The sequence below is a fragment of the Desulfofundulus thermocisternus DSM 10259 genome (assembly GCF_000686645.1).
Classification (GTDB): Bacteria; Bacillota; Desulfotomaculia; order Desulfotomaculales; family Desulfovirgulaceae; genus Desulfofundulus; species Desulfofundulus australicus.
In genome coordinates this window covers 1-16,985 of record NZ_JMLG01000002.1, presented here as the reverse complement: position 1 = coordinate 16,985, position 16,985 = coordinate 1, and the positions used below count along the sequence as shown (strand labels likewise).

At 55.1% G+C, this 16,985-nt stretch carries 16 protein-coding genes; 10 read left to right on the top strand and 6 right to left on the bottom strand.

Annotated features, from left to right (window positions below):
- The first annotated feature begins 21 nt into the window (after nucleotides 1-21).
- The 7 genes from BR83_RS0102095 (at nucleotide 22) to obgE (ending at nucleotide 7,200) form a co-directional block, all read left to right on the top strand.
- Nucleotides 22-1,884, top strand: a complete 1,863-nt coding sequence (locus BR83_RS0102095) for a TIGR03960 family B12-binding radical SAM protein (protein ID WP_027355684.1) — start codon at nucleotides 22-24, stop codon at nucleotides 1,882-1,884.
- A gap of 26 nt (nucleotides 1,885-1,910) precedes the next feature.
- Nucleotides 1,911-2,579, top strand: coding sequence for a TIGR03936 family radical SAM-associated protein (locus tag BR83_RS14815; RefSeq protein ID WP_034634322.1), 669 nt, complete (start codon nucleotides 1,911-1,913; stop codon nucleotides 2,577-2,579).
- Nucleotides 2,580-2,599: 20 nt separating this feature from the next.
- The gene (locus BR83_RS0102085) at nucleotides 2,600-4,279 is read left to right on the top strand and encodes an Rne/Rng family ribonuclease (protein ID WP_027355683.1); all 1,680 of its coding nucleotides are present in this window, start codon (nucleotides 2,600-2,602) and stop codon (nucleotides 4,277-4,279) included.
- Nucleotides 4,280-4,561: 282 nt separating this feature from the next.
- Complete coding sequence (rplU, locus tag BR83_RS0102080) at nucleotides 4,562-4,873, top strand: 50S ribosomal protein L21 (protein ID WP_027355682.1); 312 nt, start codon at nucleotides 4,562-4,564, stop codon at nucleotides 4,871-4,873.
- A gap of 42 nt (nucleotides 4,874-4,915) precedes the next feature.
- Nucleotides 4,916-5,182 (top strand): 50S ribosomal protein L27, encoded by a 267-nt coding sequence (rpmA, locus tag BR83_RS0102075; protein WP_027355681.1) that lies wholly within the window; start codon nucleotides 4,916-4,918, stop codon nucleotides 5,180-5,182.
- A 131-nt stretch (nucleotides 5,183-5,313) separates the two neighbouring features.
- The gene (locus BR83_RS14810; RefSeq protein ID WP_051617748.1) at nucleotides 5,314-5,883 is read left to right on the top strand and encodes a Spo0B domain-containing protein; all 570 of its coding nucleotides are present in this window, start codon (nucleotides 5,314-5,316) and stop codon (nucleotides 5,881-5,883) included.
- 51 nt (nucleotides 5,884-5,934) lie between these two features.
- Nucleotides 5,935-7,200, top strand: a complete 1,266-nt coding sequence (gene obgE / locus BR83_RS0102065; RefSeq protein WP_027355680.1) for a GTPase ObgE — start codon at nucleotides 5,935-5,937, stop codon at nucleotides 7,198-7,200.
- 98 nt (nucleotides 7,201-7,298) lie between these two features.
- On the opposite strand, the gene BR83_RS0102060 is transcribed toward obgE, so the two are convergent.
- Nucleotides 7,299-9,014: a stalk domain-containing protein gene (locus BR83_RS0102060; protein ID WP_027355679.1), complete on the bottom strand. Its 1,716-nt coding sequence runs from the start codon at nucleotides 9,012-9,014 to the stop codon at nucleotides 7,299-7,301.
- Nucleotides 9,015-9,252: 238 nt separating this feature from the next.
- On the opposite strand from BR83_RS0102060, the gene proB reads away from it, so the two are divergent.
- Entirely contained in the window at nucleotides 9,253-10,377 is a 1,125-nt protein-coding gene (gene proB, locus BR83_RS0102055; RefSeq protein ID WP_027355678.1) for a glutamate 5-kinase, read from the top strand.
- 39 nt (nucleotides 10,378-10,416) lie between these two features.
- On the top strand, nucleotides 10,417-11,676 hold the full coding sequence (locus BR83_RS0102050) for a glutamate-5-semialdehyde dehydrogenase (RefSeq protein ID WP_034634320.1): 1,260 nt from the start codon (nucleotides 10,417-10,419) through the stop codon (nucleotides 11,674-11,676).
- A gap of 150 nt (nucleotides 11,677-11,826) precedes the next feature.
- Here BR83_RS0102050 and BR83_RS14805 read toward each other — a convergent pair whose 3' ends face one another.
- Nucleotides 11,827-12,735: a selenium metabolism-associated LysR family transcriptional regulator gene (locus BR83_RS14805; RefSeq protein ID WP_034634366.1), complete on the bottom strand. Its 909-nt coding sequence runs from the start codon at nucleotides 12,733-12,735 to the stop codon at nucleotides 11,827-11,829.
- A gap of 213 nt (nucleotides 12,736-12,948) precedes the next feature.
- Here BR83_RS14805 and nadD point away from each other — a divergent pair, with 213 nt between their 5' ends.
- Nucleotides 12,949-13,563: a nicotinate-nucleotide adenylyltransferase gene (gene nadD / locus BR83_RS0102040; protein WP_027355676.1), complete on the top strand. Its 615-nt coding sequence runs from the start codon at nucleotides 12,949-12,951 to the stop codon at nucleotides 13,561-13,563.
- A gap of 472 nt (nucleotides 13,564-14,035) precedes the next feature.
- Here nadD and BR83_RS16310 read toward each other — a convergent pair whose 3' ends face one another.
- The 4 genes from BR83_RS16310 to BR83_RS0102030 all read right to left on the bottom strand — a co-directional run bounded on the left by BR83_RS16310 (nucleotide 14,036) and on the right by BR83_RS0102030 (nucleotide 16,658).
- A complete protein-coding gene (locus BR83_RS16310) occupies nucleotides 14,036-14,548 on the bottom strand; it encodes a hypothetical protein (protein WP_051617746.1) in 513 nt (170 codons plus the stop codon).
- A 26-nt stretch (nucleotides 14,549-14,574) separates the two neighbouring features.
- Nucleotides 14,575-14,943: a copper amine oxidase N-terminal domain-containing protein gene (locus BR83_RS16305; RefSeq protein ID WP_051617744.1), complete on the bottom strand. Its 369-nt coding sequence runs from the start codon at nucleotides 14,941-14,943 to the stop codon at nucleotides 14,575-14,577.
- Between the two features lie 138 nt (nucleotides 14,944-15,081).
- Entirely contained in the window at nucleotides 15,082-15,618 is a 537-nt protein-coding gene (locus BR83_RS17080) for a hypothetical protein (protein WP_157832947.1), read from the bottom strand.
- Nucleotides 15,561-16,658, bottom strand: coding sequence for an amidase domain-containing protein (locus BR83_RS0102030; RefSeq protein WP_027355675.1), 1,098 nt, complete (start codon nucleotides 16,656-16,658; stop codon nucleotides 15,561-15,563). The genes BR83_RS17080 and BR83_RS0102030 overlap by 58 nt, the downstream gene beginning before the upstream one ends.
- Between the last annotated feature and the right edge of the window lie 327 nt (nucleotides 16,659-16,985).

Here is a 16,985-nt window from a genome sequence, read left to right as displayed (position 1 = left end):
AATACGATGCAGGAGGAGCTTATGTTTGAACTGGAACAGGTCTTGCACCGGGTACAGAAACCGGCCCGTTACGTGGGCGGTGAGTGGAATGTTGTCCGCAAGGACTGGGATAAAACTGATGTTAAGGTGGCTTTTGCTTTTCCCGATGTTTACGAGGTGGGCATGTCCCACCTGGGCCTGCAGATCCTTTATCATGTGGTGAACAGCCGGGAGGATGCGCTCCTGGAGCGCACCTTCGCTCCCTGGGTGGATATGGAGGGAGAGATGCGGCGCCGGGGGCTGCCCCTGTTTACCCTGGAGTCCCACCGGCCGGTGAAGGACTTCGATATCCTGGCCTTCACCCTCCAGTACGAGATGACATTCACCAATATTTTGAATATGCTGGATCTGGCAGGTATTCCCCTGCGCAGCGAGCAAAGGGGCCCCGGGCACCCTCTGGTGATTGCCGGGGGGCCCTGTGCCTTTAACCCCGAACCCCTGGCCGATTTTATCGACCTGTTTGTAATTGGCGAGGGGGAAGAAGTTATTCACGAGTTGCTGGATCTCTACCTGGAACTGGGCGGTCACCGGTTGGACCGCCAGCGCTTCTTGCACCGGGCGGCAGCCATTGCCGGTGTTTATGTCCCCTCCCTGTACCGGGTGGAATATCATGCCGATGGGACTATTTCCGCCATAGAGCCCGTGGCCAGCGGTGTGCCGGCGAGGGTGGTCAAGCGGGTCGTCCGTAATTTCGACCGGGCTCCTTTTCCGGTAAAGCCCCTGGTGCCTTCCCTGGGTGTGGTTCACGACCGGGGTATGCTGGAGGTGCAGAGGGGGTGTACCCGGGGTTGCCGTTTCTGCCAGGCCGGGGTGATTTACCGGCCGGTGCGCGAGAAAAGCCCGGCCACCCTGCTGCAGCAGGCCGATGAAATTATCAGGCACACGGGGTACGATGAAATTTCCCTGGTTTCCCTGAGTACCGCCGATTATTCCCGGATTCAGGAAATGGTACGTTCACTGCTTGACCGGCTGGAGGGCATGGGTGTGAGCGTATCCCTGCCCTCCCTGCGGGTGGATGCCTTTTCGGTGGCCCTGGCCCGGGAAGTACAGCGGGTACGCCGGGCCAGCCTTACTTTTGCCCCCGAGGCGGGCACCCAGCGCCTGCGGGATGTGATCAACAAGGGTGTGACGGAAGAAAACCTGATGGAGGCCGTATCGGCTGCCTTTGCCGCCGGCTGGACGGCCATCAAGCTTTACTTCATGATCGGCCTGCCCACGGAGAGGGAAGAGGACCTGCACGGCATTGCCGGCCTGGCCCGGCAGGTACTGGCCCGGGGAAAGGAAATGGGTGTGCCCGGGAACAGGCTCAGGGTTACCGTCAGTACCTCCTCCTTTGTCCCCAAGTCCCACACCCCCTTCCAGTGGGAGCCGCAGGTGGAGATGGAGGAACTGCGCCGCCGGCAGAGGACCCTGCGCGGCCTGTTAAGGGGTAAAGGGCTGGTCTTTCACTGGCACGAGGTGGAAGCCAGCTTTCTGGAGGCAGTCCTGGCCCGGGGGGACCGCCGCCTGGGCCGGGTGCTGGAGGAGGCCTGGCGGCTGGGCTGCCGTTTTGACGGCTGGTCCGAATGCTTTGATTTTGAGAAGTGGCAGGAAGCATTCCGCCTGGCCGGCATAAACCCGGCCCGGTATGCCTACCGGCGCTATGCATACGATGATCTCCTGCCCTGGGATCATATTGATGCCGGCGTGAGCAGGAAATACCTGGTTCTGGAGCATAAAAGGGCCATGGAGGGGAAAGCAACCCCCGACTGCCGCACCGGCGTGTGTCCGGGGTGCGGGCTCTGCCCCACCCTGGAAATTGAACCGGAATTGCTGGAGCGGGTTAAAGAGAATGCATCCGGATAAGGAAAGCTGTGGAGGAGGTAGCCATTTTGCCCCGTTACCGGATTGAGTTTCGCAAGGAAGGGATGGCCCGCTTCATCTCCCACCTGGACCTGGTGCGCACCCTGGAGCGGGCCATGCGCCGGGCCGGCCTGCCCCTGGCCTTTTCCCGGGGGTTCAACCCCCATCCCCGTTTCAGCCTGGGGGCGCCCCTGCCGGTGGGAGTGAAGGGCGAAAGGGAATACCTGGACCTGGAGCTGGTTACTGCGCTCCCGGAGGACGAGATCAAAGGACGCCTGAACGAGCAGCTTCCCGGGGGCCTTGAGGTTACCCGGGTCTGGTCCATTCCCGAGGATGCGCCGGCGTTAATGGCCACCCTGGAGAAAGCTACCTACCGGGTGGACCTGCGCCTGGTACGGGCAATCACCCCGGAGGACCTGCGGAAAATCATTGACGGCCTGCTGGCCTTACCTGAGATCATCATTACCCGTCGTTCCGGGGATAAAAAGGAAAAGACTCTGGATATCCGCCCGGGTATCCACGCCCTGTCCGGCCGGGTGGAAGGGGATCGGGTCACGCTGGAGATGTGCCTTGCCGTGGGCAGCCGCGCAACCGTGCGCCCCGAAGAGGTGGTACAGGTGCTGGCGGAACGGTTCGGGCTTCCGGTTGCGGACGAGCAGCCGGGGGTAAGCAGAACAGGCTTGTACTGTGGAGGTTAATTTGAAAGAAGGTTTTGGTTTTGTATAAAGAAATTGTCATTAACGTGGGCGAAGAAGAAACCCGGGTAGCGGTGCTGGAAGACCGGGTGCTGGTGGAAATGTACATTGAGCGTTCGTCCCGGCAGCGCCTGGTAGGCAATATCTTTCGCGGCCGGGTGGAAAACGTTTTGCCCGGCATGCAGGCGGCCTTTGTGGACATTGGCCTGGACAGGAACGCCTTTTTGTACGTGGAGGATGCTCTGCCGTCCCGGGGGGGTAATGGTTTTCACCACGGGCTGGGGGCCAGCATTGCGGACGTCCTGAAAAAGGGCCAGGAAGTAATCGTCCAGATTGTTAAGGAACCCATAGGTACCAAGGGGCCGCGGGTGACCACGCACGTCACCCTTCCCGGACGATACGTGGTCCTGATGCCCACCATGGATTACATCGGCATTTCCCGCCGCATTGAGCAGGAGCGGGAGCGGGAAAGGTTAAAGGAGCTGGCTGCCCGTTTCAAACCCGAGGGTATGGGATTAATCGTCCGCACGGTGGCCGAAGGGGTGGGCGAGGAGGATATTGCCCAGGACGTGCATATGCTGACCCGGCTCTGGCACAAGATCCTCCAGCGGGCCAGCCGGGGGCCGGTGCCCAACCTCATTCACCGGGATCTGGAGCTGATCCAGCGCATCCTGCGGGATGTTTTTACCGAGGATGTGGACCGCCTGACGGTGGACTCCCGCTCCGAGTATGAAAAAATCATGGAGCTGCTGGATATCACTTCGCCAAAGCTGAAATACAAGGTGTTCCTGGAGGAAAGGGAAAACATCTTTCAGGATTACGGCATTGAACAGGAAATTGAGCGGGCGCTCAAACGCAAGGTCTGGCTCAAGTGCGGCGGCTACCTGGTCATCGACCAGGCCGAGGCCCTTACCGTGATTGATGTTAATACGGGCAAGTACGTGGGCAGCACCAACCTGGAAGATACGGTGCTGAGGACCAACCTGGATGCGGCGGTGGAAATCGCCCGCCAGCTGCGCCTGCGCAATATAGGCGGCATTATCATTATCGACTTTATCGACATGCAGCAGGAAGGTCACCGGCGGCAGGTTTTAAAAGTTCTGGAAGAAGAAATCAAAAAAGATAAGACAAAAACCAATATCCTGGGGATTACCCAGCTGGGGCTGGTGGAGATGACCAGGAAGAAGGTCCGCCCCAGCCTTTCCGAGGTGTTGCAGCGCCCCTGCCCGTACTGCGACGGGCGGGGCAAGGTGCTTTCGGAAGAAACGGTGGGCATTCATTTTAAAAACCGCATTATTGAGCTGGCCCGTCGGACCAGTGCCGACACCATTCTGGTGGAGGCGCACCCCCTGGTGGCTGCCCGGCTGATCGGCAGTGGCGGTGTCAACCTGCGGGAACTGGAGCAGAAAACGGGTAAGAACCTCTACATCCGCGGTTCCCAGGGGCAGCATATCGAATCGGTAAGCATCCGGCCGCTTTACAACAAGGAAGAAGATATTGCCTGCACCCTCCCGGTAAAGCCGGGGCAGGTGCTGGAGGTCAAGGTGGAGGAACCCCATATCTCCAATACCAACGACGGCATTGCCCGCATTGACGGTTTCATCCTGGATATCGAAGGGGCCGGTTCCCTGGTGGGCGAAACGGTGCCCGTGGAAGTAAGCAAGGTCTACCGCACCTATGCCCGGGCCCGCCTGGTGAAGTAATTCCGTAATTGTTCAATACAACCGCTACCATCGGCGCTGTGCCTTGTTGTCCAAAGCGAGCGACTTGCGGAGCGCTGGAGCGAGCGTGGACAACACGGCACCATAGCCGGGTTACTGAACATTTACGTAAATTCCCGTATTGCTTGACAAAACCACCCGTTATGTTAAAATGTTATACCGTAGGCAGTTTTCGCGCTGCCGCAACCGCACGAAAGGGGTTTTGGTAAAAGGGCCGGCGCCCTACCTGCTTTCGGCGAGACCTGAAAAGGGGAGGTTTAAATCTTGTACGCCATCATTGCTACAGGCGGTAAACAGTACCGGGTACGTGAAGGTGATAAGCTGCTGGTGGAAAAACTGGCGGTGGAGCCCGGTGAAGTGGTGGAAATCGACCGGGTGCTGGCCGTGGAAAAGGATGGGGAGCTCCGCGTGGGCAACCCGGTGGTAGAAGGAGCCAGGGTGGTTTTAAAGGCCCTGCGCCACGGCCGGGGTCCCAAGATTATTGTTTTCAAGTACAAGCCCAAGAAGAATTACCGCCGCAAAAAAGGCCACAGGCAGCCTTTTACCGAAGTTGTGGTGGAAAAAATCGAAGCTTGAGGTGAATTTGCCCGTACCGTCCTACAGCAGGAGGTGAGTTTTATGGCGCATAAAAAAGGTGTAGGCAGCTCACGGAACGGCCGGGATTCCAATCCCAAGTTTCTTGGCGTAAAGCGCCAGGACGGCCAGTTTGTCACCGCCGGAAGCATCCTGGTCCGGCAGCGGGGAACCCGTATTCACCCGGGGCGTAATGTGGGCAAGGGCGGCGACGATACCCTGTTTGCCCTGGTGGACGGCGTGGTTTCCTTCCAGCGCAAGGGGCGCGATAAAAAGCAGGTCAGCGTGATACCGGTGGCGGCACAGGCTTAAAAAAAACGGCTATCCGGGCCAGCTCCAGGGCTGGCCTTATTTTTTAGCTATTTTCAATGAACGGCAGGGATTGCCTGTTCTGTATAGAAAATGTTAATCTCTAGAATTTGATGGCTGGAGGAAGTTATTTTATGGAACTGCAGTCCTTGCTGGAATTTATCCGCCTGCAGAGGCACGATTTTCTTAATCACCTGCAGGTAATTTCCGGTTTTATCCAGATGAATAAAGGGGAACAAGCGCGGGAGTATCTCCTGGGAGTGGCCCGGGAGCTGGAGCGCCTGGGCAGGGTGATTCACTTGCAGATGCCCGAAGCCACGGCAGCCTTTCTGGCAGCCCTCGCCCGGGGCAACCGCTTGCAGGTTGAGGTGGATTACGATATCCGGTGCCACTTGGGCGGCTGTGCTGTTTCCGGAGCCCGGGTGGGCAGGGCACTGGAAACAGCCTTCCAGCGGGTTTTATCCTTCCTGTCACCGCCCGAGGTCAGGATGCGGAGGCTGGAAATTATCCTGCAGGAGTCGGGGGAATGCTATACCTGCCAGCTGGTCTTCCCGTCCGGCGGTTTTCCGGGGGTAGAGGAAGAGCTGCAGCCTCTTAAGGATATTCTGTCCGGTCAGGACGGCCGGGTGGAGATGGGCGAAATATGGCGTGATAACGGGAAATTTTTTGAGGTTTTACTTTTCTTCCCCCGCCGGGAGCCGTAAGCATTTATACGGGTTGGGAAAGGGTATATTAAGTTATGCAGGGTGAGCGGTATGTTTTATGATACAGCGAAAATATACGTCCGGGGAGGCGACGGCGGAAACGGGTGTGTGGCTTTTCGCCGGGAGAAATATGTGCCCGAAGGAGGGCCCGCGGGCGGTGACGGGGGCCGGGGTGGAAATGTAATTCTGAAGGTGGATCCGGGCCTGCGCACGCTGGTGGATTTCCGCTACCAGCGTCATTATAAAGCTGAGCGGGGCCAGCATGGCATGGGAAAAAACATGCACGGCAGGCAGGGGGAAGACCTGATCCTCAGGGTTCCGCCGGGTACTGTGGTGCGGGATGCTGCCACCGGCGAGGTGATTGCCGATCTGGTGTACCCGGGGCAGGAAGCGGTGGTGGCCCGGGGGGGACGGGGAGGCCGGGGGAACGCCCGTTTCGCCACTGCGGTGAACAGGGCTCCCCGCCTGGCCGAAAAAGGCGAGCCGGGAGAGGAACGCTGGCTGGAGCTTGAGCTCAAGCTGCTGGCCGATGTGGGGCTGGTGGGCTTCCCCAACGCCGGCAAATCCACCCTGATCGCCCGTGTTTCGGCTGCCCGCCCCAAAATCGCCAGTTATCCCTTCACCACCCTGGTGCCCAACCTGGGCGTGGTGCGGGTAGGTGAGGGACGCAGTTTTGTCATGGCCGATATACCCGGCCTCATTGAAGGAGCCCACGCCGGTGCCGGGCTGGGCCACCACTTCCTGCGTCATACACAGCGAACCCGCCTTCTGGTGCACGTCCTGGATATTGCCGGGAGCGAGGGGCGGGACCCCCTGCAGGATTTTGAGATCGTCAACCGGGAGCTGGCCCTGTACGACCCGGACCTGGCGGCGCGCCCCATGTTGGTGGCGGCCAATAAAATGGACTTGCCCGGGGCTGCGGAGAACCTGGAGCGACTGCGCGGGGCCCTGGGTGACAGGTATGAAATCTTTCCTATCAGCGCTCTGAACGGGGAGGGCATCGCTCCCCTGATTTACCGCCTGGCTGACTTGCTGGATCAGCTTCCGGCCCCGGAGCCGGCGGTTGAGGAAAGGGTGCGCGTAACCAGGGTGGAGGAACCCCGGTTTACCGTGTCCCGCCGGGATGGGGTGTTTGTGGTGGAAGGGCGGGAGATCGAGCGCCACGTGGCCATGACCGACCTGGAGAATGAAGAGGCGGTGGAAAGGCTGCAGCGGATTATTTCCCGGATGGGCCTGGAAGAAGCTTTAAAGGAGGCGGGCATCCGGGAAGGAGATACGGTACGTATCGGGAGATTTGAGTTTACCTACATGGAGTAAAGAAAGCCTCCCCCGGCAAAGGGGAGGCCTCAAAATTTATGGGTAGCGCACAGGGAGTGGGGGAGCCGGTCCCGCCCGGCCCGGGCAGGCGGTGGTGGCTAAAAGGGTACGAAGATCAGGTTAATCGGCAGGTAGGACGCCGCCGGGGGCATAAAGCGCAGGGTTTTCCGCTGGCCGGGTTCGACGATGCCCACCAGGGCTCCCTGGTTGGGCGGGTTCAGCATACCCCGGTTGGGCAGGTAGAAGGGCTGACCTTCCCAGGTGGCCGCCCCGGCAAAGGGCCCGCCCCGGGGTGAAAAGAACACGCCCATGCGGTACTTCGACTCAATGGTTATTTCGTAGGACACGCCGTAATTGCCCTTGTTGTACCCCACCAGGTTGGTAGTCCCGTCCCTGCCGTAGAGGAAGGAGTCACCATCCCCGTCGGCAATGATCAGCCGGGCCGGCTTGTTTTCATAAAGGTGTACGGAGAGGAACCGGTTGGCCCGGGGGAACGTGCCCCGGATATGTATGCCGTCGGGAGGCAGGACGGGCAGGTTGCGGTATACGGTTACCGGATCCCCTTTTTCCAGGGCCAGTATCGTTAATTGCACCTCCCGGTCGGTGTTAAGGTCGAGGATGCCGTGCACGCACAGGCCCGGGGCAATGGGCCTGCTGTCTTCAATTAAAATACGGGTTTCCCCCGGTTTGATATATATGGTCCGGACCTGCCCCGTATCCGCCGCCAGGTAACGGTAGGTGGCCGCCCGGCCCGCAGCCATGGGGTCCCCGGGGCCGGCAAGGGCCTGCCTTTTAATGGTGACCGCGGCTGTTTCCAGGCCCTGGTTGGTGGCCAGGAGGTAGACGCGCTGGCTGACGGTGCTGCCGTTGATGTGATGGTAGTAAAGCCTGGTGTCTCCCTGCACGGTATCAGTATAGAGGATGCCTTCCCGGGTGAATATTTCCGGGCTGTTGCTGACTACCAGCATTTCCCGGTTCATGGTGGTGGCGGGATCCACCACCGGCAGCTGCAGCACTTCAATACCCGACAGGTCCAGGGGTTCTCCCGGGATGGGGTTGTGCAGGTTGTAGGTAATCTCGTCCATAACCACTTCCCGGGTAACGGTGATGGTTTTGCTGGCTATTTCACTCCACGCCCCGCGGCTGTCCCTGACCTGCAGGGTGACGGTATATTCCCCGGGTTTAAAGAAGGCCCGCTGCTTGCCCGTCCACTTTACTTCCACCAGCTCGTCCCCATCAGGGTCATAGCTTTCATCCCGGTAAATTACCGTCTCCCCCTGGGCCACAGTGGTTTTTTCAACTTCAAAGCGGGCTACCGGGGGCCGGTTTGGTGGGGGCGGTGGAGGTGGTGGGAGGGGTGGTGCCAGCCTGATTTCCCGGTTGAAAGCGTCATAGTACACCTGGTACTTGAGAGTTTCAGCAACGAAACGCAGGGGTACCAGGGTGGTGCCGTTGCTGATTACCGGTGCACAGGGCAGCTGCTGCACCTCTCCTTTAACCACTGCCGTTTTGCTCCCCGGATTGAGCTGTACCCGGCCTTCCTGCGCGCTTATGGTTATCTCCCGGGACCGGCTGTCCCAGGACACTTCCATGCCCAGGGTTTCCACCAGGAAACGCAGGGGCACAAGCGTTACACCATCCTTAACCACCGGTGCTGCCGGGAGATCATAAACTGCCCCGTCAACCGTCGCCTGGCTGGAGGACAGCTTCAGGGTAATTACGCCCGTGCTGGCAGCAGCCGGGTTGGTGAAGGAAAGGAAAAACAGCCCGGAGAACAGCAGGGCCATCAGGAGCCCGGAGAACAATCGTTTCATGAAAAACACCTCTTATCAATTTTGTTGGGTTAATCCTGCCTGGATAACCGGGACGGAGGTTTTTCCCGTGCCCGTACCAGCGTATTCACCTCCCCTGTCTAAATATATGGACCCAATATTTTAGACGCATTATGGCGAAATTTGGTTTCACAGTATCCTGAGAAAATAAGCGCCATAAATAAGAGTATTTTGGCACCGGCCTGCAGTTTATGGTATACTGTTGCCGGTGGTGATGTTCATGGCCGGGGAAAGGGACTTTCGTCACATCAGGCGCATTGTGGTTAAGGTAGGTTCCAGCTCCATAATCCACCCTACCGGCCGGCCCAACCTTTCGCAGATGGAACAGCTGGCGCGCCAGCTGGCCGATATACATAACCAGGGCAGGGAAGTGCTCCTGGTTACTTCGGGGGCCATCGGGATGGGGCTGCACCGGCTGGGCTACACCCGCCGCCCCAGGACCCTCCCGGAAAAACAGGCCGCTGCGGCGGTGGGACAGGGCATGCTCATGCACCTTTATGATAAATTTTTTGGCGAATACGGCGTTCCCGTGGGTCAGATTCTCCTTACCCGGGAGGATTTCAGCGACCGCAAGCGCTTTTTAAATGCCCGCAACACCATGTATGCCCTTTTGCGCCAGGGGGTTATCCCCGTGATCAATGAAAACGATACGGTGGCGGTGGAGGAAATTAAGCTGGGGGATAACGATAACCTGGCAGCCCTGGTGGCCACCCTGGTGGATGCCGAATTGCTGATACTTCTTTCGGATATAGAGGGCCTTTACGATGCCGACCCCCGCAAGGACAGCGGGGCCAGATTGATCGCGGAAGTGCACGAGATCACGCCGGAACTGGAGGCCCTTACCGGGGGGGCGGGGTCTCCGGTGGGTACCGGGGGCATTGTAACCAAGCTGCAGGCGGCGCGCATTGCCATGCATGCGGGTATTGTTACCGTGCTGGCCAGTTCTTCCGAAAAAGATGTGGTCAGGCGGTTGGTGGCCGGCGAACCCCTGGGTACGATATTCTGGCCCTGCAGCCGTCTGGAAAAGAAAAAATGCTGGATTGCCTACAGTTCCACCGTGCAGGGCCGCATTTACGTGGATGAAGGAGCAGCGCGGGCGCTCAAGGAAAACGGTAAGAGCCTCCTGCCTTCGGGGATCACCCGGGTGGAGGGTTCCTTTGAAATGGGCAATACCGTGAGCATCTGTGACCCGACGGGTAAAGAAATAGCCCGCGGCATTGTCAACTATTCCTCCGCGGAAGTGGAACGCATTAAGGGCCTGCAGACCAGGGAAATTGCCAGGGTTCTGGGCCACAAGGACTATGACGAAGTGGTCCACCGCAATAACCTGGTGCTGGATATATAATGCATGCCATAGCGGCAGGGATACTGGGGGTGAAGGTTGATGGAACAAATTGAACGGGAGGTAAAGGAAAAAGCCCGCCGGGCCAGGGAGGCAGCCCGGCACCTGGCCTATCTTTCCACGGAGGTTAAGGACCGCGCCCTTCTGGCCATGGCCGACAGCCTGGTGAGGAACCAGGAACGCATCCTGGAGGCCAACGAAATTGATGTGCGGGCGGGACGGGAGAAGGGGCTTTCCCGGGCCCTGATTGACCGCCTGCTGCTGACTCCCGAGCGGATCGCGGATATGGCTGAAGGTTTGCGGGCCGTGGCTTCCCTGCCCGATCCGGTGGGGGAAGTGGAATCCATGTGGTTGCGGCCCAACGGCCTGCAGGTGGGACGGATGCGGGTTCCCCTGGGAGTGGTGGGGATGATTTACGAGGCCCGGCCCAACGTTACTGTGGATGCCGCCGGCCTGTGCTTGAAGGCGGGCAACGCTGTGGTGCTGCGGGGCGGGTCCGAGGCCATCAACTCCAACCGCGCCATCGTGGCCGTTATTGCCGCTGCTGCCGAAGGTGCGGGTATTCCCGCCGGCGCCATCGAGCTCATTGAGCATACCGACCGGGCGGCAGTGAATGTGATGCTCAAGTTGAACGGCCTGCTGGATGTACTCATCCCCCGGGGTGGGGCGGGGTTGATCAGGACGGTGGTGGAGAACGCCACCGTGCCGGTAATTGAAACGGGCGTGGGCAACTGCCACGTTTATGTGGACGAAGGTGCGGACCTGGAAATGGCCCGTTCCATCGTCATCAACGCCAAATGCCAGCGTCCCGGGGTATGCAACGCCATGGAAACGCTCCTGGTGCACCGGCAGGTGGCTGAAGAATTGCTGCCGGGACTTCTGGAGGATTTAAAAGCGGCTGGAGTGGAAGTGCGGGGATGCGCAAAGACCCGTGAGCTGGTGCCCTGGGTGGTACCGGCCACGGAGGAGGATTGGGCCACGGAGTACCTGGACCTGATCCTGGCCGTGCGGGTGGTGGAGTCCATGGAAGAGGCCATGGAGCACATTTACCGGTACGGCACCAGGCATTCCGAGGCCATCGTCACCCGGGATTATGCCCGGGCCCGCCGGTTCCTGCGGGAAGTTGATGCGGCAGCGGTGTACGTCAATGCTTCCACCCGCTTTACCGACGGTTACCAGTACGGCTTTGGTGCCGAGATCGGCATTTCCACCCAGAAACTCCATGCCCGCGGTCCCATGGGGTTAAAGGAGCTCACCACATACAAGTACATTGTTTTCGGGGAAGGCCAGATCCGGAGTTGATATCTCTGGACATCCTGTCCGCGGCTCCGCCTCATCCCGTCGCCCGGGCCTGGCCCGGCAACGCTCACTCCAGGTCGCTCCTGCTGTAAAACCGGGGCACATAAAAGGGACAGGCTTTGATAAAAGGCCTGTCCCTTTGAATTCTGGCGGTCAGGCCCTGGCCTGCAGGGTGGCGATGGTTTCTTCCGCGGTGATGAAGCGGGCGAATTCGTCGCAGGCCCGGGAATGAAATTTGGTGCGGTTGCGGATGATCTTGAATTCCCTGGTTATGTTCATGTCCTTCAGCCGTACCGGCTTGATGGTGCCCAGGGCCAGCTCCTTGCGGATAGTCCACTTGGAAAGGAAAGAGATACCCAGCCCCGCTTCCACGGCCTGCTTGATGGCCTGGGTACTGCCCATGACAATTGTCCTGGCCGGCGTGACCTCCAGCTGGCGCAGGGCGTTTTCCGCGGCTATACGGGTGCCGGAACCCTCCTCCCGCAGGATGACGGTGCAGGGTTCCAGATCCTCTCCCGTGACCTGGGATTTGCTGGCCAGCGGGTGCTCCGGGGAGACGATGAGCACCATCTCATCGATTAAGAAGGGCTCCACCTGCAGGTGGGCGTGCTCCACCGGTCCTTCCACCAGGCCAATATCAATGCTCCCCTCCAGGGTCTGCTCAAAAACCATGGCCGTGTTGCCAATGGTCATGGCCAGCTCCACATCGGGGTACTTCCGGGCGAAAGCACCCAGCAGCCGGGGGAGCACGTACTCGCCGATGGTCATGCTGGCCGCCACCGCGATTTTACCCGTAACCAGTTCCATGAGATCGGTTACCGCCCGCTCGGCTTCCTGGTGCAGGTTTAAAATTTTTTTCGCATACGAGTAAAGGATGGCGCCGGCCTGGGTCAGTTCCACCTTTTTATTTGAACGGTCGAAAAGCCGCACCCGGTAGTGTTCCTCCAGGGAGTGGATGTGCTGGCTGATGGCTGGCTGGGTGAGGTTGAGCGCCTCAGCAGCCCGGGAGAAATTTTTCTTTTCCGCGACGGTTACAAAAACCCTTAATTGGTGATCGAGCACTATCTTTTCTACCCTCCAGTTGTGAATATATTTGGTGCTGCCTCTGGTTTGATATTTCCTGAAAAGCGGCAAATGCTGGGTAACTCCGTTGAAAAATGTGAATTATTACATACTTAATAACACTTTTTAATTCTATACGCACCCGCCAATTGTGTCAACAAGGGGTTGCTTTTTGTCGCCCCGGCCATTAAAATGTTGCTGAGGTTTTGGCTTATGACGCGGATATGGAAAAGATTGGGTATTATGGGCGGTACCTTCGACCCCATTCACTACGGGCACCTGGTGGCTGCCGAGGGAGCCCGTCATGCCTTTCAACTGGAAAAAGTTATTTTCATCCCCGCCGGCCGTCCCCCCCATAAGACGGGCCGGAAAATCACCGATGCGCACCACCGCTGGATTATGACGGAACTGGCCGTGGCCAGCAACCCTTACTTTGACACTTCCACCATTGAAGTGGATCGGCCCGGTTATTCCTATACCATTGATACGGTGCGGGAAATGCGGGGTTTGTACCCGGGGGCGGAAATTTTTTTTATTACCGGTGCGGATGCGGTGCTGGAAATTTTGAGCTGGAAAAACGTAAACGAACTGCTGGAAATGTGCTGGTTTGTTGCCGCTACCAGGCCCGGCTATCCCCTGGGAAATTTAAAACGCCGGCTGGCGGGGATAAACCCGGAGCACGTGAAGCGCATTATCCCCATGGAGGTGCCGGCCCTGGCCATTTCCTCCACGGAAATCAGGGCCCGGGTGCGGGAAGGGCGCCCCATCAAGTATCTTTTGCCCGAGCCGGTGGAGGCGTACATCCTGAACCGGGGGCTGTATAAGTGAATGGCCCGCGGAGGGGCAGCACCTGTCCGGAATAAAGCCGGGATGCAGGTGCAGCCCGCCGTGAGGCCATCTTTTACGTTAAGTTGTTTACAGGTTTTACTGTTTAATTGATGCCTTTAGGGGCTTTAGCACACGGCGGGCGTTTTATCCACAATCCACAGGAAGAGACCGTTACCTGTAATTGGACAATCCAAATGCAAGCTGTTCCCAACAGTCTGGTAGTTTCTGTTATTTGCCAGAGGTTGGGCTATTGGGTGGTTTAGCGACTGTACCTAAAAGATGCTGCGTAATAGTGTTCATAGCAAAACCTAGTGGCAGTCATCCGCGCAGTACACCCACACAGTCTCGCGCACAAATACCTCGTGAAACCGGTTTTTCTGATCGACCAGGGCCTTCCTTCGGCTATGGTATAAACGAGGAGATCCGCCGGGACGGGGAGGTCCGTGACGTCCCACGCTACAGCAAAATATTTTTAAATCGTATTGATATTCTCAATAACAATAACCCCTGTTTTAAAATCCAAGCAATAATAATATTCTTTGTCATTTGTCCTAGCAACAACATACCAACAAACATTACCTTCATTATAGGGAGCAAGGTATATTTTTTGAACCATTTCCCTTATAATGCCTTTTTGCTCCAATATAAAATATACTCTCTCTTCATCAATACCTTCATCGATCATGACCGAATCAACTTCGACTACTTGACCAGTATATTTATCTTTTTTCAACCATAAAGCCTTATTACGGTCAAACTCATCTTTTCCTGCAATCATTGTATAAGTATCCAAAAATTCGGAAAAACGAATTGGTGTGTATTGCATATTTTCAATATCTTTTAAGAGTTTATGACTTAACACATATGCTTTCGCTTCTTCAAAATCAGGCCCTCTTACAGGACCAATTAGTGGTACATTATTTTTATAAAGATTTTCATTACCCGGTAGTTCCAATCCTTCAGATGAAATTTTAACAATTCTCATACGGCTATCCCATACGACTTTTGCTCCTAACGCTTCAGTAATAAAACGAAGCGAAACCTAGTTCGCCCGTTTACAATAACTGGTGGCTGTTCGAAAAAAACAATTTTACGATTTATAAATGCTTTAGAAGAGCCTATAGTCAAAATTACTTCCACATCTCCCTTTTTAACTAATACCTGCGGATCCTTCCAATCTATAGATGCAAAAAATATTTCAGCAATTTTTCGCAACGGCACCAAAATTCTTCCATTTACAACGATAGGATCCTCGTCAAAGGTTATTTTCTTTTCATTTATGTATATTTTTATATTAGCGGGACTGTACCCAATGACCATAGTGGGAAAAGTCATTATAGGAATAAACATCAATAATAACAATAAAATATATCTATTCATTTTAAACCACTCCCCGCATGTGCATAAAATTAATTAAATTAACCCTAAAAAATAATCTTTACTGGGAGGCCATATAACTTAGAAAAAAGTAACGCATTAATTTTCAATAGGTCACCCTAGCCTCTCAGTAAAGACTAATTATTTTGTTAGATCGTGAACCTCCATATACTGATGACCCTCACAGGATCCGTTATAATAAAATTCAACCCATCCAACACCCGTGACAGAATGATCTCTATAATAAGTTTGACCAACAAAACTTATAACATTTGGCCCATTATTTGTAATTCCTGATTTATACGCATTCCATGTGGGTGGATTGAGATACCATGCATCTGCGCTGCTAACACCACGATTTCGAGCAAAATTTCTCATTCCTGGAGAAATATTATTCACTGGTGTCGATCCATCACTTCTAGTGCCCATAGCAGTCCTCAATTGATACAACAACTGTTCATCGGATAATCCTCTGACTAGTTCTGGGAAACCATGATCAGCCCAGTACTTCATAATATTTGCTGCTGACGTTGGAGAACAACCGGAAGGCCCTGACCATTTAAACAAGTAGCTGTACAATGAGTCAGTGGCGTCATATATTTTTATGGGTTCTTGGATTTTTACGGTTTTATTGCGCCATACAGAATCTTTATTAGCACTTTTATCAAGTAAAACCATACGAGACCATCCTTATAGCAGTATGCAATAAAACCGGTATGTTCAAAAGCGCTATCTGAATCCAAATTATACTGAATAATATCTCCAACACCTAAGCGGGTAATATCGCTTGTTATATAGCCAGACGGTGTTCCGTTAGTGGTATTGTTTACTATATATTCTTTTAGTGGGTCGACATTGCACCATGAAGCTGACCAAGTATCATCAGCAGTTGATCCACCGGCGTTCCGGTAATACCAAGTGTAGGGTCCTGTTGTGTCATTTAAAGTTGCTCCACCTGCTCTGATATTTTGTGAAGCATAGTTTGTGCAGTCACCGCCCTGTGTGGAGAAGTCTATATAGTTTGGATCATATCCATAACCGTCGTCACTAGTATCTTTGGTGGCATATCTATCAGCATGTTGTGCAGCGCTAGTACGATCGTACCACCCTGTTCCCAGCGGAATAACCGAATCCTCTTTCTCTAGACTAAACGTGCTTGAGCTCATATTTTTTAGAGTATCTATGTTCCTGCTGAATCGCGGTAGCATAGAAAATAACTCTTCAATGGACTTACCTTGTTCTTTGTTAAGCCTGATAAGTTGTGTTATTGAATCTTCATAAAAATCATTAATAATTTTCCAGGATGAGCCAACTTTTCTTAATGTAATTTCATGAAGCGTGCTTTCTGTTGTTTCAAATGGGAGGTTTTTATATTGGTAAGTACATGTATCAAAAACACGGACTTTCGCGTTGTTTCCAGATATTTTTATTTCCTCAAAATTTGGTTTGAGGCTGAATTTCTCTATGGGAAGATCTCTTAATTTTCTCCACTCTACTAATATGCGACGTACATCTTTCTCAAATTGTGCACTCCTGGCTGAAACCGGGTCCTCTCTAAAAAAGAAGTTGTCAATTGAAACCTCAGTTAATGTTGAAAGTGATTCGTACTTGGAAGCAAAATACTTAGTTATTGTTGACTTGATTGCAGCCTCATCAGCAACATTTGCCTGGCCTAAAGTGTTATTACCAAACATTGCTAGTATTACTACTGCTGGCATTACTGTCAATTCTCACTTTGATTTAGCCCAACCCCTGCCCATTTTCGCAGATTGAACAATCTGCAACTATTTCCGATACCAGAATAATCTGCAACTGCTTCGCAAATTGTGCTGGTATTTCAGGTCAGTCAGTCCGTCTATTCACCAGAATATGACAACCAGTGACTGACCCCTTTTCTTCCGGCTGTGGAACAGGTAGAATATTTGCTGGAAGTGACCGCCATGCAGCAGATATTTTACACGCCTGTACCGCCGGAAGAATACGCCCGCCTGGGCAAAGATTTTCCCTTTCCCCAACCACTCTCATGCCCCAACCCCGGTTGTCTG